Below are 26516 nucleotides of genomic sequence, written 5' to 3'. Positions count from 1 at the left end.
TCTGGCGGCCCTGAGGGTAACGGCGCGGCCCGTGATCCGGGCCACACTGTCAATGGCCAGTCATGGTCCGCGAGGAGCGGTCGGCGGGTCGTGGGCGGCCGCCGCTTGGGGGCGGGCCGGGGGCGCGGCGGGTGGGGCCGCCATGAAGGGCCTCGGCTCCGGAGGCCACCTGTGGCCGTGCCGCGTCGATCGCCGAGCGGGCCGGGGCTCGTGGGCTACGTTCGCAGGGTTGGGGTTAACCGTTTTGGTAGGAGATGCGCCGATGCATGATGAACTGTCCCCGCCGGTCGAGCGCCCCAAGATCGACACCTCGGTGCCGCACTCGGCCAGGATCTTTGGCTACTGGCTGGGCGGCAAGGACAACTACCCGGTGGACCGGGAGGCCGGGGACCGTGTCAAGGAGCTGTTCCCGCAGATCGTCGACCTGGCGCGGATCGGCCGTCACTTCCTCGGCCGCGTGGTCCGGTACCTCGCCGAGGAGGGGGGCGTCCGGCAGTTCCTGGACATCGGCACCGGCCTGCCGACCGTGGACAACACCCATGAGGTCGCCCAGCGGGTCGCCCCCGAGTCGCGTGTCGTCTACGTCGACAACGACCCGCTCGTCCTCGCCCACGCCGAGGCGCTGCTCACCGGACTGCCCGAAGGGGCGACCGAGTACATCCACGCGGACGTGCGCGAGCCGGAGAAGATCCTGGCGGACGCGGCCCGGACGCTGGACTTCGACCGGCCCGTCGCGGTGATCCTCATGGGCATCCTCGCCCACGTGGAGGACTACGACGAGGCGCGGTCGATCGTACGGCGGCTGCTCGACCCGCTCCCGTCCGGCAGCTACCTGGCGGTACGGGACGGCACGGACACGGACCCGGCGTACCGGGAGGCCCTCCGTCAGTACAACGCCACCGGCGCGGTCCCGTACCACCTGCGCAGCCCCGGACAGATCACCGGTTTCCTCGACGGCCTCGACCTCGTCGAGCCGGGGGTCGTGTCCTGCCCCCTGTGGCGGCCCGAGGTCTCGCCGCTGACACCGGCCGAAGAGGTCGCCCTGTACGGCGGCATCGGCCGCAAGCCCTGACCGTCAGGGTTTGCGGCCCATCCCGCCGAGCGTCTCGACGCGGGGCGGGAGGCCGAAGGGGCTGTGCTCCGGACGCCACTGGGAGACGGGAACCACGCCGGGCTCCAGGAGCTCCAGGCCGTCGAAGAACCGGGTGATCTCCTCGGGCGAACGCAGGTGGTACGGCACGGCGCCGCCGCGGTTGTACCGCTGGTGCGCCTCCCGCCGCTTGGGATCGGCGTCGGTGCCGTCGTTCAGCACGAGGTGGCTGCCGGACGGCAGGGCGTCCAGCAGCCGGCGCACGATCGCGTGCGGGCCGTCCCGGTCGTCGAGGTGCCCCATGATGCCCATCAGCATCAGCCCGACCGGGCGGCCGAAGTCGAGGGTCTCGGCGGCCGCCTCGAGGATGCGGTCGGGGTCGCGGACGTCCGCGTCGATGTAGTCGGTGGCCCCCTCGGCCGTGCTGGTCAGGAGGGCGCGGGCGTGCGCCAGCACGAGCGGGTCGTTGTCGACGTAGACGATCCGCGACTCGGGGGCGACCCGCTGGGCGATCTCATGGGTGTTGTCCACGGTCGGCAGGCCCGTGCCGATGTCCAGGAACTGCCGGATCCCGACGTCCTCCGCCAGGTGGCGCACCGCGCGGGCGAGGAAGTGCCGTACGGCGCGGGCGGCGTCGACGATGCCCGGGAAGATCTCGGTGAACTCGTCGCCGGCCTTCCGGTCGACGGGGTAATTGTCCTTTCCGCCGAGCCAGTAGTTCCAGATGCGCGCCGAGTGCGGCACGGTCGTGTCGATCTCCGGTGGCGCCGGTCGTTCGGGCTCGGCGGGGGAGGAGGGGGGTCGGTGGTCGATTCCGGGGTGCTGCCGATCGGATGCGTGCGCGTCGTCGGTCACGGGGAAGACCTTTCCTCGATGCCGCGGGAGGGATGCCGTAGGGCAAACCGTCCAATCCGGTTCGCACGGCCGAGGCTATCGTGAGAAGCTTCGGAAGCGATCAGTGTCGGCGACGGTGGAGCGGAGAGAGACGGCATGGTCACTGGCCCCCTCGCTGGTGGCGTGGCCGACAGCGCTCTGCTGGCCTACCGCCAGGCCGGTCCCACGGTGTTGCGGATGCTCGTCGGCGCCCAGCTCCGCAGGTTGCGTGAGGCCAGCGGCCTCACCTGCCAGAGCGCGGGTGCGGCCATCCAGGCGTCGCACTCCAAGATCAGCCGACTCGAGCTGGGACGGCGCGGTTTCAAGCAGCGTGACGTCGAGGACCTGCTGACGCTGTACGGCGTGGACGGTGGCGCCGAGCGCGCGACCCTGCTCGAACTCGCCGAGCTGGCCACCGCGCCGCCGTGGTGGCGGGAGTACGCCGACGTGGTCCCGCGCTGGTTCGAGGACTACCTCGGGCTGGAGCAGGCCGCCAGCGTCATCCGCTCCTACGAGGTGCAGTTCGTTCCCGGCCTGTTGCAGACGCCGGAGTACGCCCGGGCCGTCGTCCGCCTCGCCCATCGCGAGCAGCCCGAGGCCGTCATCGACCGGCGGGTCGCGCTCCGGATGAAGCGGCAGCGGCTCCTGCTGCACCGGCCGAACCCGCCCAAGCTCTGGGCCGTGATCGATGAGGCGGCGCTGCGCCGCCCGATCGGCGGCGCGGACACCATGCGCGCCCAGCTGCGCCACCTCCTCGAGGTCGCCGAGCTGCCGAACGTCACCGTCGAGGTCATGCCGTTCAGCGCCGGAGGCCATGCCGCGGCGGGCGGCCCGATCACGCTGCTGCGCTTCCCCGAGGACGACATCCCCGACGTCGTCTACCTCGAGCAGCTCACGAACGCCGTCTACGCCACGAAGACGACCGACGTCGACTACTACTGGCACGTTCTCAACCGCGTGGTCATCGAGGCGGAGCCGCCGAACGCCTCAGTCAAGATCCTCCAGCGGATCCTCCGCGAGACCTGAGCCCGGCGCGGCGCGGGGACATATCCTTCGAGGTGAGCTCCGCGGACACCGGCGAGAGATTTCGCGCTCGATGCGAACCCTGCTGATCGATAACTTCGACTCCTTCACCTACAACCTCTTCCATCTGCTGGCCGAGGTGAACGGACGCCCGCCCGTGGTCGTCCGCAACGACGTCGAATGGTCCTCGCTCGACCCGCGCGACTTCGACGGCGTGGTGATCTCTCCGGGGCCCGGGCGTCCCTGCCGGGAACGGGACTTCGGGGTCAGCGCCCGCGCGATCCGCGACTGGGACCGGCCCGTGCTCGGGGTGTGCCTCGGCCACCAGGGACTGTGCGAGCTGTTCGGCGGCACCGTGGGCTACGCCCCCGAGCCCGTGCACGGCATCGCGTCCCCCATCCACCACGACGGGCGGGACCTGTTCGCGGGGATCCCCTCGCCGTTCACCGCCGTCCGCTACCACTCGCTGGCCGTGACCGCGCTGTCGGAGGAGTTCGAGCCGCTCGCCTGGACGCCCGACGGCGTCCTCATGGGCGTACGGCACCGGCGGCGCCCGCTGTGGGGCGTGCAGTTCCACCCGGAGTCGATCGGCACCGAGTACGGCCGGGAGCTTCTCACCAACTTCCGCCACCTCGCCGAGGCCGGCCACCTCGCCGAGGCCGGGAACCTCGCCGAGGCCGGGAACCTCGCCGAGGCCGGGGACCTCGCCGAGGCCGGGGACCTCGCCGAGCCCGGGGGCCCCGTCAAGCCCGGGGACCTCGCCGAGCCCGGCGACCTCGCCGGTGTCCGTGACCTCGCCGACCCCCGGAACCCCGCTGCCGTCGGTGACCTCGCAGGCCACCGGTCCCGTCCGCTCGTGCGGCCGGCTCCCGGCGTGCGGGCGCCGTCCGAGCGGCCGTACCGGCTGCAGGTGCGGCGGATCGAGCGGGCGCCGGATCCGGAGGCCGCCTACCGGGAGCTGTTCGCGGGCCGGCCGCGGAGCTTCTGGCTGGACGGCGCGGCCGGGGCCGCCGTCGGATCCCGCTTCTCGGTCATGGGTGACGGCACCGGCCCACGGTCGGAGTACCTCACCTACCGTGTGCGCGAGGGGACCGTACGGGTGGAGCGGCCGGGGCGGCCCGTCGAGCTCCTCCCGGGACCGTTCCTCGACCGGCTCGACGAGCGCCTCCGGGAGCGCGCCCTGCCGCCGGACGAACGGCTGCCGTTCGACTTCACCCTGGGCTACGTCGGTTACCTCGGTTACGAGCTGAAGGCCGAGACCGGCGGCACCGCCGCGTACGACGCTCCGACGCCCGACGCGGCCCTGCTCTTCGCCGACCGCGCCGTGGTGTTCGACCATCGGGAGCGCACCTGCCACCTGCTGTGCCTCGGCGAGGGTCCCGAGGACCCGTACGCCGCGGCGTGGCTCGACGAGACCGAGGCACGCCTGCTGCGCCTGCCCACCGCGCCCGCCGCGCCCGCCGCGCCCGCCGCGCCCGCCGCGCCCGGCGAGGGCGCCGAGGGCGCCGAGAGCGAACCCCTGTCCCGGCCGGTCCGCGCACCCGCTGCGGCCTCGTCGGATCGTGCGCCCGCGCTTCCGTACGAGCTGCGTCACGGTGAGGACGCCTACCTCAAGCTCATCGGCGAGTGCGCCCGGGAGATCCACGACGGCGAGTCGTACGAGATCTGCCTGACCAACCTGGCCGTCGCCCGCGTGGCCGCCGATCCGCTGCGCACCTACGGGTTCCTGCGCCGGGTGAGTCCCGTCCCGTACGGCGCGCTGCTGGACTTCCCGGGCGTCGCGGTGCTCAGCGCCTCACCCGAACGCTTCCTGTCCGTCGGTGCCGACCGCGTCGTGGAGTCCAAGCCGATCAAGGGCACGCGGCCGCGTGGCACGACGCCGGAGGAGGACGCCGCCCTCCGCCGCGAACTGCGCGACAGCGCCAAGGACCGGGCCGAGAACCTGATGATCGTCGACCTGGTCCGCAACGACCTCGGCGCGGTCTGCGAGGTGGGCTCGGTGCACGTGCCGCGCCTGTTCGCCGTCGAGACGTACGCCCCGGTGCACCAGCTCGTGTCGACCGTCCGTGGGGTGCTGCGGCCCGATGCCTCCGCCGTCGACTGCGTACGGGCGGCGTTCCCCGGAGGCTCGATGACCGGCGCGCCGAAGCTGCGCACCATGGAGATCATCGACCGGCTGGAGGGCGGTCCGCGCGGGGTCTACTCCGGCGCGCTCGGCTGGTTCTCCCTCAGCGGCGCCGCCGACCTGGCGATGGTCATCCGGACGATCGTGATCACGCCCGATACGGTCGGGTTCGGGATCGGCGGGGCGATCGTAACGGCGTCCGATCCGGCCGCGGAGTTCGAGGAGACGCTGGTCAAGGCGAGGGCGATGGCCGTCGCGCTCGGCCTGAGCACCGCGCCCGGCGCCGGACGGCGCTCTCCGGAAGAGTGATCCCTGGCGCCCGGTGTCGGTATCGTGGCGCGAACGATGACTGTCACATTCGGCCCCACCACGGTGCTCGGCGACCGGTACCGCCTGGTCGCGCGCATCGCCGTCGGCGGCCAGGGTGAGGTCTGGCGGGCGGAGGACACCGCCCTCGGCCGCCCGGTCGCGGTCAAGCTCCTGCGCGGCGAGTACGCCGACAGCGTGGAGTTCCGCCAGCGGTTCCGCCTGGAGGCGCGGAACGCCGCCGCCCTGTCGCATCCCGGCATCGCCCAGGTCTTCGACTACGACGAGGGCCGTGACGACGAGCCGCCGTACCTCGTCATGGAGTACGTCGAGGGGGAGTCCCTCGCGGCGACGATCGCACGGGACGCGCCGATGCCGCCGGACCGCGTGCTCGAGATCGTCGCGTCGGCCTCGGCCGCCCTGGCGGTGGCGCACGCCGCCGGGCTCGTGCACCGCGACGTCAAGCCCGGGAACCTCCTGGTGGGCCGCGACGGCACCATAAAGATCACCGACTTCGGGATCGCCCGCGCGGTGGACGCCATTCCGCTCACCCGGACCGGCATGCTGATGGGCACCCCGCTGTACCTCGCGCCCGAGCAGGCGACGGGCAAGCAGGCGACGGCCGCCGCCGACCTGTACGCGCTGGGCATCATCGCGTTCGAGCTGCTCACCGGCCGGCCTCCGTACGAAGGGCCGGCGACCGCCGTGCTCGTCGCCCACCGCGACACCCCGCTGCCCGAGCTCCCGGCGTCCGTGCCGTCCGGCGTCCGCGACCTGGTCCGCGCGCTGACGGCCAAGGACCCGGCGGCGCGGCCCGCCGGAGCGGCGGTCGTCGCCGACCGGGCCGCCCGGCTGCGCGCCGATCCGGGCGTGACGATCGCCGGCGGCACGCGGGTCGACGGGGCCACGGTGCCCCCGGCGTACCCGGTCGGCGCCGCGGTGAGCCCCGCGCCGGTGGGTGCCGCGTCGGGCCACCCGCCGCTCGGCGCACCGCCGGGTGGCGCGACCCAGGTGCTGGCGGTGCCGCCGGTCGCCGACGAGCCGGTCCGGCGGGGCCGGGCGCTTCCGCTGGCGATCGGAGGGCTGGCGATCGCTCTGCTGGCCGGGGGAGTCGGCTGGTTCGCCCGCCCGACGTCACCGCACCACCCTGCCGCCACGCCGTCCTCCTCGGCACCCGTCTCCGCGCGCCCGGTGTCCTCGCACCCGGTCTCCCGGCCGTCGCCGACCGCGCACCGGAGGCCCGTCCACAAGGTGCAGCCCCCGCCGAAGCGGACGATGCCTCGCCCGCCGAAGCACAAGAAGCCCGGGCACGGCAGGCACCACTAGGTTCGCGGCCGCGCGGCCACGAACCGAAGGGGGTCACGACCGGCTTCCGTGCGCCGTGATGGTGGGGAACTCCGGACCGAATCGGCCATTTCAGGCAACCCTGATTCGAAGGACTTCCTGCTCCGGATTCGCCATGGCCCGGGCGGGGTGATTCGTCGTCGTCGCGCTGCCGGAAGATCAACTATTCGTGCACTGCCGACTGCTTCCCCTGTGCGAAACCCGAGCGTATAGTGAATGCATCTCACGGGGGTTTACACCAATTAGTGCAAACCTATGCGGCCTTGTCCGCTAACGCATTAGTCCTGACCTGCAGCGAAGGTATTCCATGCGTATGTGGCGATTCATCGCAGGCGTTGAACTAGAAGATCTCGTCGCCGTTGAGATCGACAATGCGAGAGACCACCTCGGTCTGCTGCCTCCGCACGAAGGCGCACAACTGACCACCGTGCTGGAGAAGTTAAGCGCCATGGCGCCGAGCGATGCGCTCGCCGATGGCGAGCTGGCGGCTCTGATCGAGGGCCTGGTCGCCATTGCCCGCGCGCAGGCGGATTCGGACGACACCGAGGACGCGCTCGACAGGCTCAACGTCGCGCACGAGCTGGCCCGAGGGGGCCGGGTCGGCGGCGGACCGTCACGGCAGATGCGGCTCTGTCTGCAGGCGGCCTGCGACGTGATGATCCGGCAGCAGGTACGAGAGATCGGCGCCTCAGAGGACGGATCGGTCGATGCTCTGATCACCGAGCTCGAAGAGCTGATCAACAAGGTCCACGGGCAATCGATCACCCTCCAATACCGGATCAGGATCAATGAAGTCATCCTGCGTGAGCTGGAGAGCCTGCGCGAGGCGAATGGCGGGGATGTCAATTTCGAGCAGCGGTTGGTCCGGAACAACATCACCGCGGTGCTCGGGCTCGTTCTCCCCCATCACATGAAGAGCGTTCAGGCGAGGTGGCGGGAGATCGCTCGGCACGTCGCTCCCCACGCCCTGCGCTTCGCCGAAGAAGAATACGCCTTGCCGCAGCCTCTGACGGACCTGCTGGGACCGGAGTCGCTGGAGCGACTCGAAGAGGCGGTGTCCTCCGGCGACAACGGCTCGCTCATCGACGCGTTGGCGGACGTGGAAGACCTCCTCACCCAGAACCTCATGCTGAGGCTGAACGTCACCCAGGAGGTCACTCCTCCGGAACGCAAGGTCTTCTCCCGGCCGGGAGTACAGGACCCCCAGTGGCTGAACGCCAAGGCCAAACTCGACCGTAACGATCGCGGCGCCATCCTCGATCTCCGCAACCTGTGGCTGCGCCGTGGACAGAACGTCTACACCCGGATGTGGCTCGCCTACGCCTACGCCAAACTCGGCCGCCCGGGTGAGATCCACGAAGCCATAAGCCTTTACCAGGGGGTCATCGCCGACGAGCGATTCGACCGGGAGCGCAATGGCACCGCTTACTGGAACCTGGCCGTCTCACTCAGCCGGGTGCCCGCGCTCACCGCCGACGCACTCGATGCGCTGCTGCCGGTGCTCGACCTGGAACGCCACCCCGCCGGCGCGCTGGACCTCGCCATGCTCTGGGCACTGCAGCAGGGGCGGACGGAGATCCAGCAGCGGCTGTACGCGAAGTTCCACTATCCGGAGGCGCGTTTGCTCGGCGCCCTGGCGAGTGCCCGCGAAGGCGTCGAGACCGGCGAGCGCACGGCTTCGTCGGAGCATCTGCGCAGGTTGAGCGCGCTCCTGAGCGATCCCGACCATGAGTTCCCCAATCCGGCCGAGCGGATCGATGTCCGCAAGCTCGATCAAGCGGCGAGGGACTTCGTCGGGCTTCACCTCCTGGACGCCGGCATCGAATGGTTCCAGCAGCGGTTGACCTACCCCGGCGAGTTCTACAGTTACAAGAACTGGGAGTGCCTGGCCGACCTGTACGAGCACGCGGGGGATCTCCCCGGCTCCTGGCGCGCCCGATGCCAGAGCATGGAGCGAACCCTCCGGACCAGCGCCAAACAACGGCGACCGGAGATGGCCAGTGGCCCGTTCAAGCGTCTCCTCACCTGGGGAATGCGTCACGGCTTCCAGGAAGAGGCGCTTCGGGAGCTCCGCAAGAACTGGCAGAAGACCACCCTGAGCCCGAGCGAGGTACGGGTCTGGGAGGAGAAGCTCGGCCCGGTCGGCCCGGTCGGCCCGGTGGGCTCGCGGCAGGCCGGTCACTCCGAGGCGAGACCGACCGGCGGCTCCGATCGGACCCGCGGACCGCAGCCGGACGGGCTCAGCGCCACGGCGGCCCAAGAGATCGTGGACCGCCTCGCGCCACGCTTCGAACACGTCTCTTCGGCCCAGGGCCTATCCGCTCTGGCCGCCGAGACGGACGACCTCCTGACCGCCGCCGCTGCTCTCGGCCGGTCCGGCCCGCAGCCGGCGATCAAGGCGATTCGGGCGATCTCCGCCCTGGCGAGCGAGTTCCAGCGCGGCGTGAACGAAACGCGCGCCCAAGCGCTGGACGCGGAGATGCGTGAACACGGTCAGGCGCTTGCGCAGGCGCTGGACGGCGTCCCGCTGGAGTTGCGGGGTCTGGCGCGGGCCTCGCTGAACGTCGTTCAGGGGCTCGCGGCCCACTTGCGCGGTGTCCCCGACCTCAACCTGACGATGCCGCCCGACCTGCACATGACCTTGACCGATCAGGACGTCAGGACCAGATTGGCCATCCGGCTCCACAACCCGGCCGTCGAGGCGGCCCGGCGGGTGCGCGTCGCGTTCAGCTCCGAGACCCCCGAGCTGACAGTGCTCAATCCACTGGTCACTCTGGACGAGATCCCGCCGGAGGAACGGCGGCTCGTCGATGTCGAGGTTCAGCTGACCGGCGCGCCCGCCCCGGCGGCCTGCAAGGTCCTCTGCCACGTCACCTGGGACTCGCTCGGCGTCGAGCGGGAGGTCCACGCGCGTGCCGACGTACCGGTCGGCCCGCCGGGTGATCCGGTGCCCGTGACCGAGCGGTTCGTGCTCGCGGCACCCGTCGCGGCCGACCGAGTCGATCTCTTCCAGGGACGAGATCGGGAGCTCCGTGAACTGCGCGAGGCATTCGCCGGCGGACGGATGCGGCGGCTCTACTTCGTGAACGGCATTCGTAAGGTCGGCAAGTCGACTCTCGTACGCCACCTCGGCAGGGTCTGCGCCCCAGAGGTGCTCACCCTCATGGTCGACTTCGACATCGACACGGGGCTGAACGACAAACGGCTCATCCGCGAGCTCCTTCGCAAGGCGCAGCTTTCCCTGCGGGAGTATCCGGAGTTCGCGGACTACGAGATCCCCCTACCGGGTGCCGCCGACTTCGAACTCGACGCGCCGTGGACCGTCTTCGAGACCTCGCTGCGGGACCTGCAACGCCGGACGGGACGGCAGATCCTGATCTGTTTCGACGAACTGCAGGAGGTCGTCAGACGCATCAACGACCCCGCGGAGGAGCTCAGCGGCAGCATGCTGTCCTGGCTGCGCACGAAGGTGCAGTCCGAGTCCGACCTGCTTTTCCTCTGCACCGGGTCGGAGTCGTACGACGCGACCAAGCGCCGAGTGGAGAGCCGCCTGTGGGCCAACATGCAGCCGTACAACATCTCCTTCGTCGACAGGTCGGCCATGACGCGGATCGTCACGGTCCCCCTTCAGCGGGACGACGTCCGCTGGCTGCCCGAATCGCTCGACCTGCTGTGGGACCTCACCGAGGGCCACCCGTGGGTGATCCAGGTGCTGGCCGCCGGCGCCGTCACCGCCCTCAACCGGGAGCAGCGCCGCGTGGTCCTGCCCGGAGACATCATCCGCGCCGCCGACGTCGCGGCCACCGAGTCGCGGGTGAGCGACTGGTGGTGGAACGAAGAAGAGGGCGTGGTGACCGAGGCGCACCGGCAGATCGCCTTCCTGATCCTCAAGCACCAGCCCGGCCCGCGCCGCGGAGTGACGACGAGCGAGCTGTTCCAGGCGTGCGCGCGTTCGGGAATCCAGTCACCCGGGATGTACGTCGACACGATGGCGGCGCTGGAACTCCTGACCCTCGAAGAATCCGCGGACGGCGACCGCTGGCGCATCCGCGGCGGGTTCCTGGAACGGTACCTCGAGAGCCTGCTCGCCCGGGTGATCAGCGAAGCGCAGGTGGACACCTCGGCCAAGGCGGCCAACCAGCCGCTCGGGGTGTTCCTCGACGTGGAGAACATCAAGCGCTCGCTGATGGAGCTCATCGAAGAACGCCCGGTGCACGAACGGGCTCGCCTCGAACGCCGGATCCGCGGTGACGAGTTGGGGAACCGACTGCTGAAGGCGGCGGCCCGGCACGGCAATCCAATGATCAGATGGGCCGTCGCGAACTGGCATGTGGCCTACCTCGAGGGCGACCAGATGTCCTACAAGGCCGCCGGCTACCAGCCCGACATCGCCGGCGCGGACAAGGCCAACGCCTCGGACCATGTCCTGAAGGAACACATTCATGCCGCGCTTCGCGACAACGAGTTGAGCGCGTTCGTCATCGGAACCGGGGACGGCGATTACCAGGCCATCACTCAGACGCTGCAGTCGCAGGGCAAGTACCTTGTCCTCTGGGCCACCCGGAGGAACATGAGCAACGCCTTCGGGGCCAACCTGCGCAGCAGCGACGGGATGCTCGTCGTCGAATTCCTGGAGGACATCGTCTTCTCCGCCGACGACCTGACTTGACAGTTCTCCGACGGCCTACGCATCCTGAAAGGGAGGCAAGCCCCATACCTCGCTTCCTTATATCTCCTCGGTACGCGTCCGCCCAGCAGGAGCCGGCGTGCGAGCGAGGACAGGAGCGGGGAGATGCGAGGATTGGGTCGCCTCACGGCTGGAGCCGCCTTTGGAAGCGCATCCCTTCAGCTCGCGGGGCATGCCGCCGGTGGGCTCTTGATCCTCTTGGTGCCGGTGCTGTTGTACTGGCTCCTCATCATGGTCCTCGCGCTGGCCGCCGTGTTCTGCGGGCCGGCCCGGCGCCGCGCGGCCCGTGCCGTGCTCGAGCTCCTGCTCAGCCACGACGCGCGCTCCACGAGCCGGTCTCGTCGGTCCCGCGCACGTCGACGTGGCGCTTGACCCCCCGCGGCGGTCGGCATCCGGTGGCCGGTCAGCGCCCGGTGGCCGGTCCGCCCTCCTGGCCGCGTCCGTGCCCTTCCCCGGGTTCGTCGCCGGCGGTCGTCGCGGCGATGCCCGTCACGGCGGCCGTGGTCGAGGCGTCCGGCGGACCCGCACCGTCCGGCGTGGCCGGGACGGTCGCCTCGGCGGGGTCGGGGGCGGTCGGGGGGCCGACGGCGGCGGACAGGACCTGGGCGTTCGGCAGGTGGTAGTCGCCGTCCTCGGACCGGAGCAGGACGTACGTCAGGCCGATCTCCAGCACGGTGCCCTGGAACTCCCCGCCCAGCGGCCCGGACGACAGGCGTACCTCGTCGCCGACGGTGAAGGGCCTGGACAGCAGCAGGATGATGCCCGCGAAGAGGTTGGCGAGGGTCTGCTGGGCCGCGATACCGACGAGCACCCCGGTCAGCGCGCCGCCGAGCACGAGCTGCCCGACGGGCAGGCCGAGCAGTTGCAGCGTGAGCACGAGGGTCGTGAGCCCGCCGATCAGCACGAGGACGAGCCGCACCATCGTGGCGTGGCTGGTTCCGAAGCGGGGCAGCAGAAGGTCGCGCGCCCGGCCGGACAGGCCCAGCGTCGCGGCGAACGCCAGCAGGCAGAACACCACCGCGCACCCGACCGCCGCCAGTTGCCAGGGCAGCCGCTGACCGTCGGACAGCCGGGCCTGCTGGCGGGCGAGGATCGACCCGGCCATCGCGAGGACGGCGAGGACCGCCGCGATGATCGAACGCCATGGCCGTGCCCTCCTGCGAACCCGGGCGACCTGGTCGGCCAGGTGGATCTGGTTCACGCACGACCACCTTCACGAGCTTCGGAACCTGAATCGCGCGCATCCTAACGCCTCGTGGTTGGCACGATCCGGCCGATAACGCGTCAACCGCGGTCGTACGGGTTAGCGTCCAAGAAGGTGGTACGCGAACCACGATGGGGGTCTCATGGGCGCGCGAACCAGGGCCGAAGAGCCCGACGTCGACCTCGCCGGACTGGACTTCTGGGCACGCCCCGCCGAGGAGCGGCTGGCCGCCTTCGCGCGTCTGCGCTCGTGCGACCGGCCCGTGTTCGTCCGGGAGCGGCGGGTGCCGTTCGTACGGGACGGGCGGGGCTTCTACGCGCTCGTACGCCACGCCGACGTCGTCCACGCCAGCCGGAACGCCAAGGTCTTCAGCAGCGAGCCGGCGGCCACGTCGCCCGAGCCGCCACCGTGGATCGTCCTGCTGTTCGGGCGGCCGATGGTGAACATGGACGACCCGCGTCACGCCCGGCTGCGGCGGATCGTCTCCCGCGCGTTCACCCCGCGCCGGCTCGCCCGCATCGACGAGCACATCGCCGCGACCGCCCGGGCGATCGTCGACGACGTCCTGGAGCGCCGCTCGGGCGACTTCGTGGCCGACGTCGCCGCCCGCCTGCCCATCGCGGTGATCTGCGCGATGATGGGCATCCCGGAGCGGGACCACCCGAAGGTCGCCGCCTGCGTGGACGCCATGACGGAGTACTCCGGGATCCGCGGCGACGTCGTACGGCTCCGCGCGCTCCGCCTGTTGGTCGGCAACCTCAAGGCCATCGTCGTGCTGCACCGCCTGGTCGCGCGGCTGGGCCGGGAGCGCCGCCGCCGGCCGGCCGACGACCTGGTGTCGGCGCTGGTCACCGCGGACATCGACGGCGAGCGGCTGTCGCTGCGCGAGCTGGGCGCGTTCTTCGACCTGCTGCTGGTCGCCGGGAACGAGACGACGCGGAACGCTCTCGCGCACGGGCTGCGGCTGTTCACCGACCATCCGGACCAGCGGGCGCTGCTGCTGGCCGACTTCGACGGCCGGATCGGCGGGGCGGTCGAGGAGATCGTGCGGTACTCCTCCCCGATCATGCAGTTCCGGCGTACCCTGACCCGCGACTACGAGATGAACGGGCAGTCCTACCGCAAGGGCGACAAGGTCGTGCTGTTCTACGGATCCGCGAACCGGGACGAGAGGGTGTTCGCCGCCCCGGACGTCTTCGACATCACCCGGGATCCGAACCCGCATGTCGGCTTCGGCGGCCCGGGACCGCACCTGTGCCTGGGAGCCAATCTGGCGCGGCGGGAGCTGACCGCGATGTTCCGTGAGCTCTTCACCCGGGCGCCGGGGATCCGGGCGACCGGCGAGCCGGAGTTACTGCTGTCCGGCTTCGACAACGGCATCAAGCGCCTGCCGTACGAGATCTGAGGCGAGTCCGCCGTGGCCATCCGCAAGCGCCTGCCGATGCTGATCATCTGTGCCACCCTGCTGGGGGCGCTGGCCGCGACCCTCGGATTCGCGATCCAGCGCGCCTCGGAGGGCCGGGAGCCGGTGCGCACGGTCGGCGTCGTGGGGGCCCGCGGCCTCGGCGACTGGCCGGTGTGGGGCTTCACCCACACGGACTACAGCGCCGACGTGGGTCCGTCCGGCGGTACGGCCGCCTCCGCCATCGCCCGCCGGCCGGTCCTGCAGAACCAGCACATCATGGGCTGGGGCGCCGGCAACCCGGAGCCCGCCCCCGGGACCTTCGACTTCCGCTCGCTCGACCGGCGGATGGACTACATCCGGCGGACCCACGGCGTCCCCGTCATCACCCTGTGCTGCGCCCCCGACTGGATGAAGGGCGGCACGCCCGGCCGGACCGACTGGAACACGCTGGAGGTCGCCCCGACGCGCGACCACTACCAGGACTTCGCCGCGCTGGCCGCCACGGTCGCCCGGCGCTATCCGGACGTGCGCTACTTCGCGGTGTGGAACGAGCTCAAGGGCTTCTTCGACCAGAAGGCCGGCCGGTGGCGGTACGAGGACTTCACCGACTTCTACAACACGGTCTACGACGCGGTGAAGGCGGTGAATCCGCGGATCCGGGTCGGCGGGCCGTACATCCCCATGTACAGCTACGTGGGAGGCGGCCACCGCTCGGCGGTCAGCGGACCGTGGGGGAGCGTCGACCAGCGGGTGATCGACGCCATCGACTACTGGCTGGCGCACAAGCACGGCGCCGACTTCATCGCCGTGGACGGCCCGACGGCCAGCGACGACCGCGACGTCTACCCGGATGAGGTGACCGCCCTGGACAAGCTGGGCGCGATCGACGCCTGGCTGCGCTCGAAGACGAACCTGCCGATCTGGTGGGACGAGTACTACGTCGAGCCGCAGAGCCTTCCGTGGACCGAGCGCAAACGCGTCGCCATCAACGCGGCGGCGTTGATCGAACTGGCACGGACCGGCGTCAGCACGGTCCTGTACTGGAACAACGAGGCACAGGACGCGCGCTGCCAGGGCTGCCTGTGGATCAGCACGCTCGTGCCGAACGGCGGTGCGCCGGGAGGCATGCTGACCCTCCTGCAGGACTTCGCCCGGTGGTTCCCGGCCGGCACACCGCTGATCGGCCTGTCGTCGGCCGACCGCCGGGTTCGGGTGCTCGCCCAGCCGCGGGAGGCGGTCGCCGTCAACGTGAGCGATCGCCGGGTCCGCACCCGGATCGGCGGCGACGAGGTCACCCTCGCTCCGTACGAGATCCGCTGGCTGGACGGTTAGCGGCCCGGCGATCGTCGTTCAGCCGCTCCGCTCACCGCCGGAAGTGCCGGAAGCGGTACGGCCGGTAGTGCCGGTAGTGCCGGAAGTGCCGGTGGCGGTACGGCCGGTAGTGGCGGTAGTGCCGGAAGTGGCGGTGGCGGTACGGCCGGTAGTGCCGGAAGTGCCGCCGATAGCGGCGGTAGTGGCGCCGGCGGTGGTGGTCGCCCCGCACTACGGTGACCGGCTCGGTCCTGTCCTGGGCGACGCCGGCGGGTGCCGGCGCCTCAGGGGCCGTGCCCTCCGGTGCCCCCGCCACGCGGGAAGCGGTGCTCCGGCCCAGGTCGGACTGCGCGCTCGCGGGTGTTCCCGCGAACACGACGGCCGCCGTGGCGGCGCCGAGCAGGCCGATGATCGCGCTCTTCTTGATCAGCACATCGAACTCCTTCTTCCGAAACGGACTGTCGGGTTCTTCTCGGGCCGGGACCGGGGCGAGAAGAGCGTGCACGCGGTGCTTGCCACCGCACTCGCCTCCTCACTCACTACGCGGCCGGCTCGTACCTCACCGGGCACTCCGCTCGCTCGTCGGTTCACGCGGGTCAGTCGACGAAGGCCGCGGCGTCGCCCGCCCGCGCGAAGGTGCCGCGTCTGCCTACGACGGCCGTGACGCCATCGCCGAACCCGTCGACCCCGTCGATGAATCCGTCGCGCCCGAGGAACCCGTCGCGTCTGATGAAGCCGTCGCCGAGGAACCCGTCACGACCGAACCGGTTGCAGCAGCCGCCGCCGCCGAAGAACCGGTTCGGGCGGTTGACGTTCCTGGCCACCGCGACGTTGTTGTTCCGGTTGATCACGCGGACCGGGACCACGACGCGGGTCACGTTGATGTTCCGGTTGTGGTTGCGCGAGAACACCCGGTGACTCGCGACGTAGCGGTGGTATGAGCCCCAGCGGTGGTGGCCGTGCCCGGTGAGAGCCTGGGCCGACGCGGGCGAACCGGTGAGCAGGATGCCGGCTGTAGCGGCGGCGATGGCGAGACCGCCGGCAGCGCTTGTCGTCTTCAGCACGTTCATCTCCTTGTTGCCGGAAATGGCCCGATGGCCATGAGTGCCCGTTTTGGGCGCCATAGCCGTACTTTCCCGACGACTCTCTTAACGCGGCAACCTCGGCGTAACTTGCCTACAAAAGCGACGAAGACGACACCAGCCCCGGGGCGGGATTTCGTACTCCCTGCCCCGGGGCTGGATGTTCTGTCGGCGAGTCTTTACCGGCCAATGCCGCCCTTCACGGAAAAGGCACCTTAAAACCACCAAGTTCCCGTGCGGCATCCCTTTCGGCGCAAACCGCCGACGTGGGCGCATCAGACGTCAGACCGAGCGGAGGTCAGCGGATCACCGGCGGTCCTGGTTCTGGTTCTCGTCGACCTGCCGCTGGTTCTGCCGCTCGCGCTGGTTCTGTCGCTCGAACTGGTTCTGCCGCTCGTTCTGTGCCTGGTCGTTCCGGGCGACGGCGACGTTGTTGTTCCGGTTCCTGAGGCGGAGCCGGATGTAGTTGAACGTGCTGTGGTTGTTCCAGGTGAAGGCGTTCCAGCGGTTGCCGAGGGCGCCGAAGGCGGCACCACCGAAGCCGCCGCCACCGCCACAGCAGCCGAAGCCGCCGCCGCCGAAGCCGCCGCCCCCACCCCACTCCGGGGTGACGGCCGACGCGGGGGAACTGGTGAGGATCGCGCCTGCGGCGCAGGCGACCACGAGGCCCCCCAGGGTGAAGGACTTCTTCGACATCTCAATCTCCTGTCAGTGCTCGATCGGACGATGTGGTGGGTGATCAGGGCGTCTGCCACTCACTACTTCCGGCACCCTGCTCGGCACTCGCGCTCTGCCGGGCCGGCGCGGCCCCGGAGTCACCTGATGCGCCGGAGTCGCCGGGATCGCGCGCGACGCCGGATCCGCCGGCGACCTGCGGCCGGGCCTGCCGGGCCGCCGCCCCGACCGGCGCGGTGCCCGTGCCGGTCGTGGCGGGCGTGAGGTCCGAGCGACGGGTCAGGCCGCCGCCGTCGTCCCCGGCCCGCTCCTGCTGCAGTAGCCGCTGGCGCTCCAACTGCCGCTGGCGCTCACGCTGGGCCTGCTCGTTCCGCGCGATGGCGATGTTGTTGTTCCGGTTGTAGATGAAGATCCGGATGAAGATGCGCGGACGGTTGCTGTTGAGGTTCAGACTCCGGTGCCGGTGCACGGAGTAGTGACGATGGTGGTTGCTCCACCAGTAACCGGCGAGGTCGGGCTGAGCGTTCGCCGGCGAACTTGTGAGCAAGACGCCGGCGGCGGCCGATACCACCAAGCCGAGAGAGGCGTATTTTGTTTTCAGCACGCCGATCTCCTTTCGCTGTCGGGGAGAAGGGCGCCGAAGAGGTCATCTCCGGCGCCCTTTCCTGACCGGACGGCGCGGCGGCCGTCACCGCATGGTTCTCCGAGCCGTCGCCGGGCTCTGCCGGCTTTTACCGCCCTGGGTCAGACTCCGCTGGACTCAGACGACGGGAGCGCCGACGCCCGGGTTCTGGTTCCTGTCACGCCGGTCGCGGTCCTGGTCGATGAGGTCCTGCCGCTGCCGGTCGGCCTGCCGCTGACGCTCGAGCTGGAACTGGTTCTCACGCTGGGCCTGTGCCTGGTCGTTGCGAGCGATCGCGACGTTGTTGTTGCGGTTCCGGATCCGCAGCCGGATGTAGTTCCACACCGAGTTACCGTTGAAGTTCAAGTTGCGGTGGTTCGAGAAGTGGCGGAAGTTCTGGCCGGAGAACCAGCCGCCGCCGCCCCAGCCACCACCACCCCAGCCGCCCGGACCGAACTGGGCCTGGGCCGGCGAAGCGGTGAGGATCGCACCCGCGGCGGTGGCGATCACCAGGCCACCGAAAGCGAACTTCTTCTTAAGCACGTCGGTCTCCTTATCTCGGAATGGCGCGATGGCCTTCACGAAACGGCTCTGCCCCCCCGTTTCGGGTGGACGCCGTTGTTTGTAACATTCCCACGTCCTTTCTCGGCAAGATAACTACAGGGTAAGATGACAATAAAGAGCGAAATTCAAAAACCGGACTTATCGCCCTGTTCTCCGACCTGTCCGTTCTTTGTTCGCGGAATGGGCGCGATGACCCTCTGAGCCGTTCCGGATCTTGTTCTGGAGTCCGCCCCGGACGGTGTGTCGCCGCGTACGGGAGGCCCGCCCGGCACTAGGTTCAGGACGCCGGGCGTGCGCCCCGGCCGTTCCGGTCAGCGATCGAAGGCCCAGGACTCGTCGTCGTCATCCGGGTCTGTTTCCCTCAATAGCCGCGATTCCGGCGAACCATCGTTATTGCGATGACCGATGGCCAGTGCGGCGATAGGCGCGCAGATGGCGGCGACGGCGCTCAATCCGCCACGCGGCGACCAGATCGAGCACACCAGCATGACCTCGGCGACCGCGGCGTTCAGGACGATCGCGCCGATGCCCGCGACGACGACCCGCGCCGTCCGGTCGAGCCGGCTGAGCAGCCTGGCCAGGCAGAACGCCGGCGTGCCGAGGGCCAGCGCCGGCGCCAGCGGACGGGCGAGCGCGGGAACGGAGGGCAGGAGCGCCATCGCGACCAGGCCCGCGAGGAGGACCGCGCCGACCGCGCCGGAGAGCATCCGCCGTCCCGTCATCAGGACGACCCCAACGCCAGGAAGCGCTCGGCGATGACGCCCGCGCAGGCGATGAGCAGAACGGCCGCTCCCCAGGTGAACGGCCGCAGCCGCGACCCCGTACCGGGCGGCGCGTACAGCCGGACGATCTCGCGCGCGAGCAGAAGAACGATCAGCGCCGGCAACGCGACCAGGCCGATCGGCGTCCAGCGCGTCGAGCCGAACGTGAAGCGCGCCGCGCGGGCCGGAGGCGGTGGCGCGCCCGGCGCTGGGGTCCGCAGCGCGTAGACGGCGGCGTCGCCGTCCGTGAAGACGGGACGGAGCTGCGGCGCGGCGGCCAGCGCCGCCCGCAACCGGCCGGCGTACGCGGCGGGCAGGCCGTAGTTGTAGTGGTTGTACGCCTCGTTGGCCCGGCTGGTGACGAAGTACCCGCCGGGCCGTTCCCGGAGGGCCGCGACGATCCCGGAGAGGTCGGACGGGTTCGCGGAGGCGCGAACGGCGGTGTAGTCGAAGCGCTCCATCGACCGGGCGCCCCACGGCATCATCGGGAAGTACCCGGCGTCGTCCTGCGGGTCCGCCTGCCACACGACGTTGATCACGCCGGTCGGGGTCTGCCGCAGCATCGCCTCGAACGCCTTCACCTCGCCGGGGCGAACCTGCTCGAACGTCTCATTGCCGAAGCGGACGAACAGGAAGCCGCCCGCCAGCAGCAGCCCGGACAGCGCCGCGCCGCCGACCGCGAGGGTACGGCGCGGCGCGGGAAAGGTCGTCGGGAAGAAGGCGTACGCCGCGAGGAGGCAGGCGCCCGGAAGGACGAAGAAGTACACCCGCAGCGCGATCTCGCCCCCGTAGTTCTGCAGACCCGCCGCGAGGAACGGCGCGGCCAGCAGGACGAACGCGACCCGGTCGTCCAGGCGGCGCAGCCGCCGCCGTACCGCCCCGTACACCGCGAGCAGCACGGTCACGGCGGCGATGAGGATCCGCACGAGCTGCACCGTCGCCAGGCTCTCGCTGCCGTTGCTCACCCGGCCGGCGACCCCGCCGGTCAGGTTCGACAGCAGCGCGCCCGCTCCGGAGAACAGGTCGCCGATGTGCCCCGCCCAGTACGCCGTCGCCATGAAGCCGACCCAGCCGGCGACCATCACCGCGAGCAGGACCGGCAGCCCGCGCGCCGTGCAGCGCCGGACGACCACGAGCCCCGTGCAGGTGAACAGGGTCAGGAACGGGGTGAGCTGGTGGCTCGCCGTGGTCACCGCGAAGACCACCACGAGCACCACGAGCAGGGCGGCGCGGGTACCGGCCGGGACGTCGACGGGCGGGCGTTCCCCGGCGGCCAGCGGCCCGCTGACGAACGCCCGGACTCGCCCCGCGTCGGACCGCCACGCGGCGGGCCGTACCGGCGGGCGGAACCAGTTCAGCAGCACGCCGATGAACAGCAGGTAGAGCAGGTACGTGAAACCCTGCGGGCTGAAGTAGTCCTGCCCGACCCAGTCCACCACCACGAACAGCCACGCGGCCAGCCAGCGCGCGCGCCAGTTCGCGCGCATGGTCCGCAGGATGAGGTACAGCGGTGCGAGGTAGAGCAGCTGCGCGGCGACCGGCGCCCAGTGCAGCAGGGGCTCCAGGTCGCGTAGGCCGGCCGCCCGGGTCACGAAGGCGACGAGCGCGAAGAACCCCGGCCAGCTGAACCGCGCGTCCAGCGCGTAGTCCGCCGCGCCGGTCCGCCGGATGTACTCCACGAACCCGTAGTGCTGCCAGGCCGTCTCCGGCCGGGCGTACGGCTCCAGGGCCGGGGCCAGGCCGTGCAGCGCGACGACGATGGCGACGAGCTGCAGGAGCAGGAGGACCCGGCGCTGCCGGTCCAGCCACAGCGTGCCGAAGAACGCGGCGACGAGCAGGCCCGCGCCCACGAGGGTGGCGACCGGCAGCACCGAGATCAGGCCGTACCCGTTCATCCGGGCGAGCCGCACCTGCCGGAGCGGCAGCCAGTACAGGCCGAGCCCGGCGGCGAACAGCACCCACGGCGGCCAGGCGACCCGCGCCCTCCGGCGCGGCCGGCGCCCGGCGGCCCGCCGCCCGGGCCCGGAGACCGCGACGTCCCCGGACGCCGCGCCGGCCACCATCTCGTGCGCCATCTCGTGCGCCGTGCCGGGCGGCACCTGGGCCACCACCTCGGGCGTCGCGTCGTGCGCCACCTCAGAGACCGCCACATCCCCGGACGGCGCGTCGGCGACGGCCACAGGCGCCGCGTCGGGTACCGCCTCGGGTACCGCGCCGGACGCGGGCTCAGGCGGGACGGGCGTGACCGGGCGGATCACGCGGAGCATGGCCGGGAGGACGGCGACGGCGAGCGCGGCGGTGACCGTCAGGACGGCGTATCCGGGACCGGTCGCGTGCGCGCCGCCGGGCAGGAGGAGCACGAGCCCGAGCACGCCGGCGAACCGCACACCCTGCAGCAGCGCCACCAGCCGGGTGCGCCGCCGCACCCGCAGGACGCCGATGTACATCTCGATCAGCGCCTTGGGCAGGACGGCGAGGGCGAGCAGCCGCAGCAACGGGGCGCCCTCCCGCGCGTACCCGTGGCCGAAGATCGACAGGCCGAGCCGGGCGCCGAGCAGGAGGGCCACGGTCGCGGGCAGGAGGATCAGCGTCATCCGGACGAGCGCCGAACGGCAGGCGGCGGCGAGTCCGCCCGCGTCGAACGCCCCCTCGACCGTCAGCGACGTCGCCATGTTGACGGCCAGCACGTCGACGGTCGCGCCGAGCACCCACGCCAGGTAGAAGTAGGCGTTCGTGCGGGCGTCCAGGCGGGTGGCGACGACGACGGGCACCAGGTTGCACAGGGCGTAGTAGAAGAGCGTTCCGGTGTAGTCGCCGAGGATGTAACGGCCGATCTCCGCGCCGGTCGGGACGGGCCGGTCGTCGGCGGTGGCGGCGACGTGGCGGGGGATGAGCCGCTCGTGGAGCAGCGCCTCGACCGGGATGAGGACGAGCAGCGCCGCCAGCACCCAGGAGATCGCGATGCCGTCCTCCGGCAGCGCGCCCGCCAGGACGACCAGGAGCACGATCTTCAGGCCGGCGAACAGCGTGTTCTTGCCGAGCACGCCGGTGGCGTGCCGGAGCCCGGTGAGCACCCCGTCCTGGGCGGTGAACAGGCTCCACGAGACGACGGAGACGACGAAGAAGATCCCGGTGCCGCGGCCGGACAGGTGCGCGAACGACGGCCCCCACCAGCGCAGGGTGAGCAGGAACCCGGCGGCGAGGGTGGCGGCGGCCGTGATGCCCGCGATGTACGTGCGCAGCACCAGCCGGCTCGTGCCCTTCCCCATCTCCGGGACGAACCGGATGAGGATGAAGTTCAGCGCCGTGAGGCCGCCGAGGAACATCATGGCCTGGTTCTGCGCGGACTGCCGGCCGACCTCGGCGGGAGGGTAGAACCGGGCGGCGAGGAGCCAGTAGCCGAGCCCGAGCACGCCGGTGAGCCCACCGTTGATCATCAGGGCGTAGGCGTTACGGAACAGCGGATTGGACAGCTCGCTCCGCAGGGCCGCCATGGGCTCCAGTGTCGCCCTCTCGTCCGTTCGCGCAAGTGCCTTCGACCGCGTCACACGGTTCCTCGGAGGCGTCGTACGGCGTAGCGGGACCGGCGCAGGAGCGCGTATCCCTTGGTCAGCGCGTGGTCGGCGAGGAATCCGCGGCCGTGCAGCGCCCGTTCGAATCCCGCGAGCGACGTGCCGGCCCGTACGGTCACGCGCGGCACGGCCAGCCGGTCGCCGTCCCCGGGCGCGAGGGCGTTCGCGACCGCGCACGCCGCGTGGTACCCCGCCGCCCGCACCTCCCGGCGCACCCGCGCGCTGGAGTAGCCGTACGGGTAGGCCATCGTCGTGACGGCGCGGCCGACCCGGTCCTCCAGGAGCCGCCTGCTGCGCAGCAGTTCCGTGCGCAGCACCGCGTCGCGGAGCTGGTCGAGCTGGGCGTGACTGTGGCCGTGCCCGCCGACCTCGATCCCGCAGCTCGCGATCTCCGCGACCTGGCTCCAGCTGAGCGTCGGCCCGAGCGGCCGTCCGGCGGCGTACGGCCCGGCGTCCCGGATCCAGCCGGTGGTGACGAACACCGTCGCGCGGAAGCCGAACTTCTCCAGCAGCGGCAGCGCCCGCTCGTGGAAGTCGGCGTACCCGTCGTCGAACGTGATCACCACCGGACGGCCGGGCGCCGGGCCGCCCGCCGACAGCTCGCCGAAGGTGATCGGCGTGAAGTCGTTGTCCCGCAGGTGGGCGAGCTGCTCGGCGAACGCCTCCGGGCGGACCGCGAGCCGGTCCGATCCGCCGATGGAGTGGTACATCAGGATCGGGACGGGAGCAGTCGGGTCGTCACCCATGGGACCTCCGGAGGGAGCCGGCGGCGTATCCGGGGAGTCTGAGGGACCCGGCCGCGTACCCGGACATCGTGAAGGCGAGCCCGGCCACGATCGCCGCCGCGCGCCCGAGCCCGGCCGGGTCGCCGGTGACCGCGGCGCGCAGCCCGCGCCCGACGCCGCGCGGCAGTTCGATGAGGGCGTGCCGGCGTTCGCTGGCCAGCCCGTCCCCGACGCCCACGCTCCGGGTGACCATCGCCTTCGACAGTCCCTCGGCGTAGCAGCGGGTGCGGAAGTACGCGAAGCGCGCGCGCTCGCCGGGCACGCGGTGCCAGATCACGGCGCGGTCGTCGAACAGCAGCACCGTCTCCGGCGCGGCCTGGCGCAGCCGGATGCAGAATTCGGTCTCCTCGCAGCCCAGCGGCCGTTTGCCGGGGGCCCGCCCGATGCCGCTGCGGAAGCCCCCGGCGACCTCGAACGCCGCGCGCCGGAACGAGGCGTTGCCGCCCATGAGGTTCCGGATCGGGCCGGCGGCCATTCCGCGGTACGTGCAGCCGACCACCCACGCGAACTCCTCGGGGAACCAGCGGGGCGCGTCGGACGGCCAGAGTGGCAGCGTACGGCCGCCGACCCCGGCGACGTCCGGGTCCGCGTACCCGGCGGCGAGCACGGACAGCCAGTCGGCGTGGGCGACCGCGTCGTCGTCGAGGAACGCGACCACGTCGCCGCGCGCCGCCGCCACGCCCGTGTTCTTGCCGCCGGACAGGCCGCGCGGCCCGGCGTTGGGGATCACCCGGACGTCCGGCAGCGCGGCCCGCAGGCGGTCCAGCAGCGCCGCGTTGTGGTCGACGACGAGGATGATCTCCGAGGGCGCGAGCCGCTGCGCCCGTACGGAGGCGACGGCGGCCAGGACGTCGTCCCATCGCCGCTCGGTGTAGGCACAGATGACCACGGAGATCCTCACGCCGCGTCCCCTTCCCGGACCGCGGCGCGCCCGGCCGCCCCTTCTCCGGCGGTGGCGTGGCCGGCCGCCCCGTCCACGGACGCGGTACGCCCGGCCGCGCGGCCCTTCGGGCGCAGCCGGGCGTACGTCCGCAGCACCCGGTCCGCGCCCGCGTACAGTGCCGGGTGCGCCAGCACGGCGCTGCGCGCCCGGCGGACCGGGGCCTCGCGGACCCAGTGCAGCCCGGCGGCGGCCGACACCCGGGCGGCGCGGCCCTCGGCGATGCCGAACTCGGCGTTCTTCAGCCAGTCCTTGTACTCCCGGCCGCCCCGGCCCATCGCGATCCAGCCGATCCCGGCGCCGGCCGCCGCCTCCGCCATCCGGAGGTGACCGATCATGCCGGGGGAGTACCGTCCGAAGTCGACGTCGTACGCGGGAAACCAGCCCGCCATGACCGGGCCCGCCCGCAGTCCCAGGTGCGCGGAGACGGGACGGCCTCCGGCGCGCAGCACGCTGAGCACCCCGGCGCCGGTCTCGTGCAGGTGCTCGACGAGCGCCACGATCCAGGGCACGGCGAACCGGTCGGTGCGGCCGGTCCGGCGGTACTGGGCGGACTTCCATGCCATCAGCCGCCGCAACTCCGCCGGGTCCCGCTCGTCGAACGTGTAGGTCACCTCACCGGCCTCGCGGCCGAGCTTGCGCTCCTTGTACCGAACCGTCTTCAGCGTCTTCGGCGACCGCTTCCGAACCTCCTCCGCGTACGCGGCGAAGCCCGCGCGCAGGTCCATCACCGGCTCGACGCGGGTCTCGGCGTGGAACGGCGCGAACGCCGCCTGGTCGGCGAGCAGGTGGTCGAACTCCCACACCGACAGGCGGCAGGCGCGCAGCAGCGCCCGTACGTCGAACTCCAGGTCCGGCGGGCCGATGAGGCCCTGGCAGTCGGTCAGCCCGGCGCCGATCGGACGGCCCAGCCCGAGCGCGTGCCGTTCGTACGGGAAGAAGCCCGCGATCCCGGTGCCGTCGCTCAGCACGGCCACCCGCGCGCCGGCCCGGAACCGGCCCACGGCCAGCGTGAACTCCGGCGCGAGGAACGGGTTGCCCAGGGCCGGGCCGCCGGGGATCGGGCTGGTGGGGACCGGCCCGCCAGAGACCGGAGCGGTCGCGACCGGCCCGGCAGAGACCGGGCTGGGGCCGTCGGGGGCCCGGCCGGGGGCGCCGAGGGGCGGGCCGGCGTACTGGAGCGCGCGCCAGCGCGCCAGCTCCGCTTCCCCGAGCTCGTCCGGGCGCGCGATGTCGAACCTCACCCGCGCGCCTCCTCCAGGACCTGCTCCAGGGCCGCGCGCTCCGGGGCGAGGGCGGTCCGCGGTCGCGGCCGGGCCCGGTTCGCGGGTCCCCGGCGGCCCCGGATCATCGTGCGCAGCACCCGCAGGCCGTCCCGCCCGGCGTTCAGCTTTGAGACGCCGGACCTGCGGTCGAGCTCGTGACTGGGCAGCTCGGCGATGCGCAGCCCGGTCGTGACGGCGTTGACGCACAGCTCCGTCTCGATCTCGAACCCGTCGGCGGCCAGGCCCAGCCGGTCCACGACGGAGCGGCGCAGCGCGATGTACCCGTAGCACAGGTCGGTCCAGCGCACCCGGTACAGCACGTTGGCGAGCCTGGTCAGCCAGAGGTTCCCGGCTCGCCGCAGCAGCGTGAGGTCGTCGGAGCCGCCGCCCACGCAGTAGCGCGAACCCTTGACGACGTCGAACCCACAGCAGATCAATGCGACGAACGCGTCGATCTCCCTCGGGTCCATGCTGCCGTCGGCGTCGATGGCGACGATGACGTCGCTGGTGGCGGCCTGGAAGCCGGCGCGCATCGCCGCGCCCTTCCCGGCGGGCGGCTGGCTGATGACGACGGCGTCCGGCCGCAGCCGCCGCGCCACGTCGGCGGTGCCGTCCGCCGACTCCCCGTCGACGACGATGACCTCGTCGACCCCGGACAGGCGGGGCAGCAGCCAACGGAGGTTGTCGGCCTCGTTGAGGGTGGGGATGACGGCCGTCACGGTCGGTCGGGTCGCGCGGTGCCGCGCGACGTCGCGATGGTGGTCGCGATGATGCAGGAGCGCGCCGGGTCGGACGCCGGCGCCGTGGAGGAATTCCGGCTCGTGCATGGTGGTGCCCCCGGTTAGGCAGGGGAGGCTCGGAGGGGACGAGATCCTGCCGAGG

The 26516-nt window shown here is 71.6% G+C and carries 20 protein-coding genes; 7 read left to right on the top strand and 13 right to left on the bottom strand.

The window, feature by feature from the left end; genetic code table 11:
- The first annotated feature begins 262 nt into the window (after positions 1-262).
- Complete coding sequence (locus NDW01_RS10795; RefSeq protein WP_252819388.1) at positions 263-1072, top strand: SAM-dependent methyltransferase; 810 nt, start codon at positions 263-265, stop codon at positions 1070-1072.
- A gap of 3 nt (positions 1073-1075) precedes the next feature.
- Here the strand turns inward: NDW01_RS10795 and NDW01_RS10790 are convergent, their stop codons facing one another.
- Positions 1076-1903 (bottom strand): SAM-dependent methyltransferase, encoded by an 828-nt coding sequence (locus tag NDW01_RS10790; RefSeq protein ID WP_252819856.1) that lies wholly within the window; start codon positions 1901-1903, stop codon positions 1076-1078.
- A gap of 177 nt (positions 1904-2080) precedes the next feature.
- Between NDW01_RS10790 and NDW01_RS10785 the strand changes: the two genes are divergently transcribed.
- The 4 genes from NDW01_RS10785 (at position 2081) to NDW01_RS10770 (ending at position 11430) form a co-directional block, all read left to right on the top strand.
- On the top strand, positions 2081-2989 hold the full coding sequence (locus NDW01_RS10785; protein ID WP_406567711.1) for a helix-turn-helix domain-containing protein: 909 nt from the start codon (positions 2081-2083) through the stop codon (positions 2987-2989).
- A 70-nt stretch (positions 2990-3059) separates the two neighbouring features.
- A complete protein-coding gene (pabB, locus tag NDW01_RS10780; RefSeq protein ID WP_252819386.1) occupies positions 3060-5420 on the top strand; it encodes an aminodeoxychorismate synthase component I in 2361 nt (786 codons plus the stop codon).
- Positions 5421-5456: 36 nt separating this feature from the next.
- Entirely contained in the window at positions 5457-6743 is a 1287-nt protein-coding gene (locus NDW01_RS10775) for a serine/threonine-protein kinase (RefSeq protein ID WP_252819384.1), read from the top strand.
- Positions 6744-7209: 466 nt separating this feature from the next.
- Positions 7210-11430, top strand: coding sequence for an AAA family ATPase (locus NDW01_RS10770; RefSeq protein WP_252819381.1), 4221 nt, complete (start codon positions 7210-7212; stop codon positions 11428-11430).
- A gap of 421 nt (positions 11431-11851) precedes the next feature.
- Here NDW01_RS10770 and NDW01_RS10765 read toward each other — a convergent pair whose 3' ends face one another.
- Complete coding sequence (locus NDW01_RS10765; protein ID WP_252819379.1) at positions 11852-12649, bottom strand: mechanosensitive ion channel family protein; 798 nt, start codon at positions 12647-12649, stop codon at positions 11852-11854.
- Between the two features lie 145 nt (positions 12650-12794).
- Between NDW01_RS10765 and NDW01_RS10760 the strand changes: the two genes are divergently transcribed.
- Positions 12795-14057 (top strand): cytochrome P450, encoded by a 1263-nt coding sequence (locus tag NDW01_RS10760; RefSeq protein WP_252819377.1) that lies wholly within the window; start codon positions 12795-12797, stop codon positions 14055-14057.
- 12 nt (positions 14058-14069) lie between these two features.
- Positions 14070-15389 (top strand): GH39 family glycosyl hydrolase, encoded by a 1320-nt coding sequence (locus tag NDW01_RS10755; protein WP_252819375.1) that lies wholly within the window; start codon positions 14070-14072, stop codon positions 15387-15389.
- A gap of 31 nt (positions 15390-15420) precedes the next feature.
- Here NDW01_RS10755 and NDW01_RS10750 read toward each other — a convergent pair whose 3' ends face one another.
- The 11 genes from NDW01_RS10750 to NDW01_RS10700 form a co-directional block, all read right to left on the bottom strand.
- A complete protein-coding gene (locus tag NDW01_RS10750; RefSeq protein ID WP_252819373.1) occupies positions 15421-15801 on the bottom strand; it encodes a hypothetical protein in 381 nt (126 codons plus the stop codon).
- Between the two features lie 163 nt (positions 15802-15964).
- Positions 15965-16432: a hypothetical protein gene (locus NDW01_RS10745; RefSeq protein WP_252819371.1), complete on the bottom strand. Its 468-nt coding sequence runs from the start codon at positions 16430-16432 to the stop codon at positions 15965-15967.
- Between the two features lie 324 nt (positions 16433-16756).
- Positions 16757-17146, bottom strand: a complete 390-nt coding sequence (locus NDW01_RS10740; protein WP_252819369.1) for a hypothetical protein — start codon at positions 17144-17146, stop codon at positions 16757-16759.
- 43 nt (positions 17147-17189) lie between these two features.
- A complete protein-coding gene (locus NDW01_RS10735; RefSeq protein ID WP_252819367.1) occupies positions 17190-17729 on the bottom strand; it encodes a hypothetical protein in 540 nt (179 codons plus the stop codon).
- Between the two features lie 156 nt (positions 17730-17885).
- Positions 17886-18329, bottom strand: a complete 444-nt coding sequence (locus NDW01_RS10730) for a hypothetical protein (RefSeq protein WP_252819365.1) — start codon at positions 18327-18329, stop codon at positions 17886-17888.
- 293 nt (positions 18330-18622) lie between these two features.
- Positions 18623-19018, bottom strand: a complete 396-nt coding sequence (locus tag NDW01_RS10725) for a hypothetical protein (RefSeq protein WP_252819363.1) — start codon at positions 19016-19018, stop codon at positions 18623-18625.
- A 14-nt stretch (positions 19019-19032) separates the two neighbouring features.
- The gene (locus NDW01_RS10720; protein WP_252819361.1) at positions 19033-22566 is read right to left on the bottom strand and encodes a hypothetical protein; all 3534 of its coding nucleotides are present in this window, start codon (positions 22564-22566) and stop codon (positions 19033-19035) included.
- A gap of 50 nt (positions 22567-22616) precedes the next feature.
- On the bottom strand, positions 22617-23390 hold the full coding sequence (locus NDW01_RS10715) for a polysaccharide deacetylase family protein (protein ID WP_252819359.1): 774 nt from the start codon (positions 23388-23390) through the stop codon (positions 22617-22619).
- Positions 23383-24330: a glycosyltransferase family 2 protein gene (locus NDW01_RS10710; RefSeq protein ID WP_252819358.1), complete on the bottom strand. Its 948-nt coding sequence runs from the start codon at positions 24328-24330 to the stop codon at positions 23383-23385. Before NDW01_RS10710 ends, NDW01_RS10715 begins: the two co-directional genes overlap by 8 nt.
- The gene (locus NDW01_RS10705; protein ID WP_252819356.1) at positions 24327-25613 is read right to left on the bottom strand and encodes a GNAT family N-acetyltransferase; all 1287 of its coding nucleotides are present in this window, start codon (positions 25611-25613) and stop codon (positions 24327-24329) included. Before NDW01_RS10705 ends, NDW01_RS10710 begins: the two co-directional genes overlap by 4 nt.
- Positions 25610-26461, bottom strand: coding sequence for a glycosyltransferase family 2 protein (locus NDW01_RS10700; RefSeq protein ID WP_252782529.1), 852 nt, complete (start codon positions 26459-26461; stop codon positions 25610-25612). Before NDW01_RS10700 ends, NDW01_RS10705 begins: the two co-directional genes overlap by 4 nt.
- Positions 26462-26516: the final 55 nt, after the last annotated feature.

Origin of the sequence: Actinoallomurus soli, from assembly GCF_024055715.1 — a bacterium.
GTDB lineage: Bacteria > Actinomycetota > Actinomycetes > Streptosporangiales > Streptosporangiaceae > Actinoallomurus > Actinoallomurus soli.
Note: the sequence above shows the minus strand (reverse complement) of the source record. Positions and strands in the feature narration are given on the sequence as shown.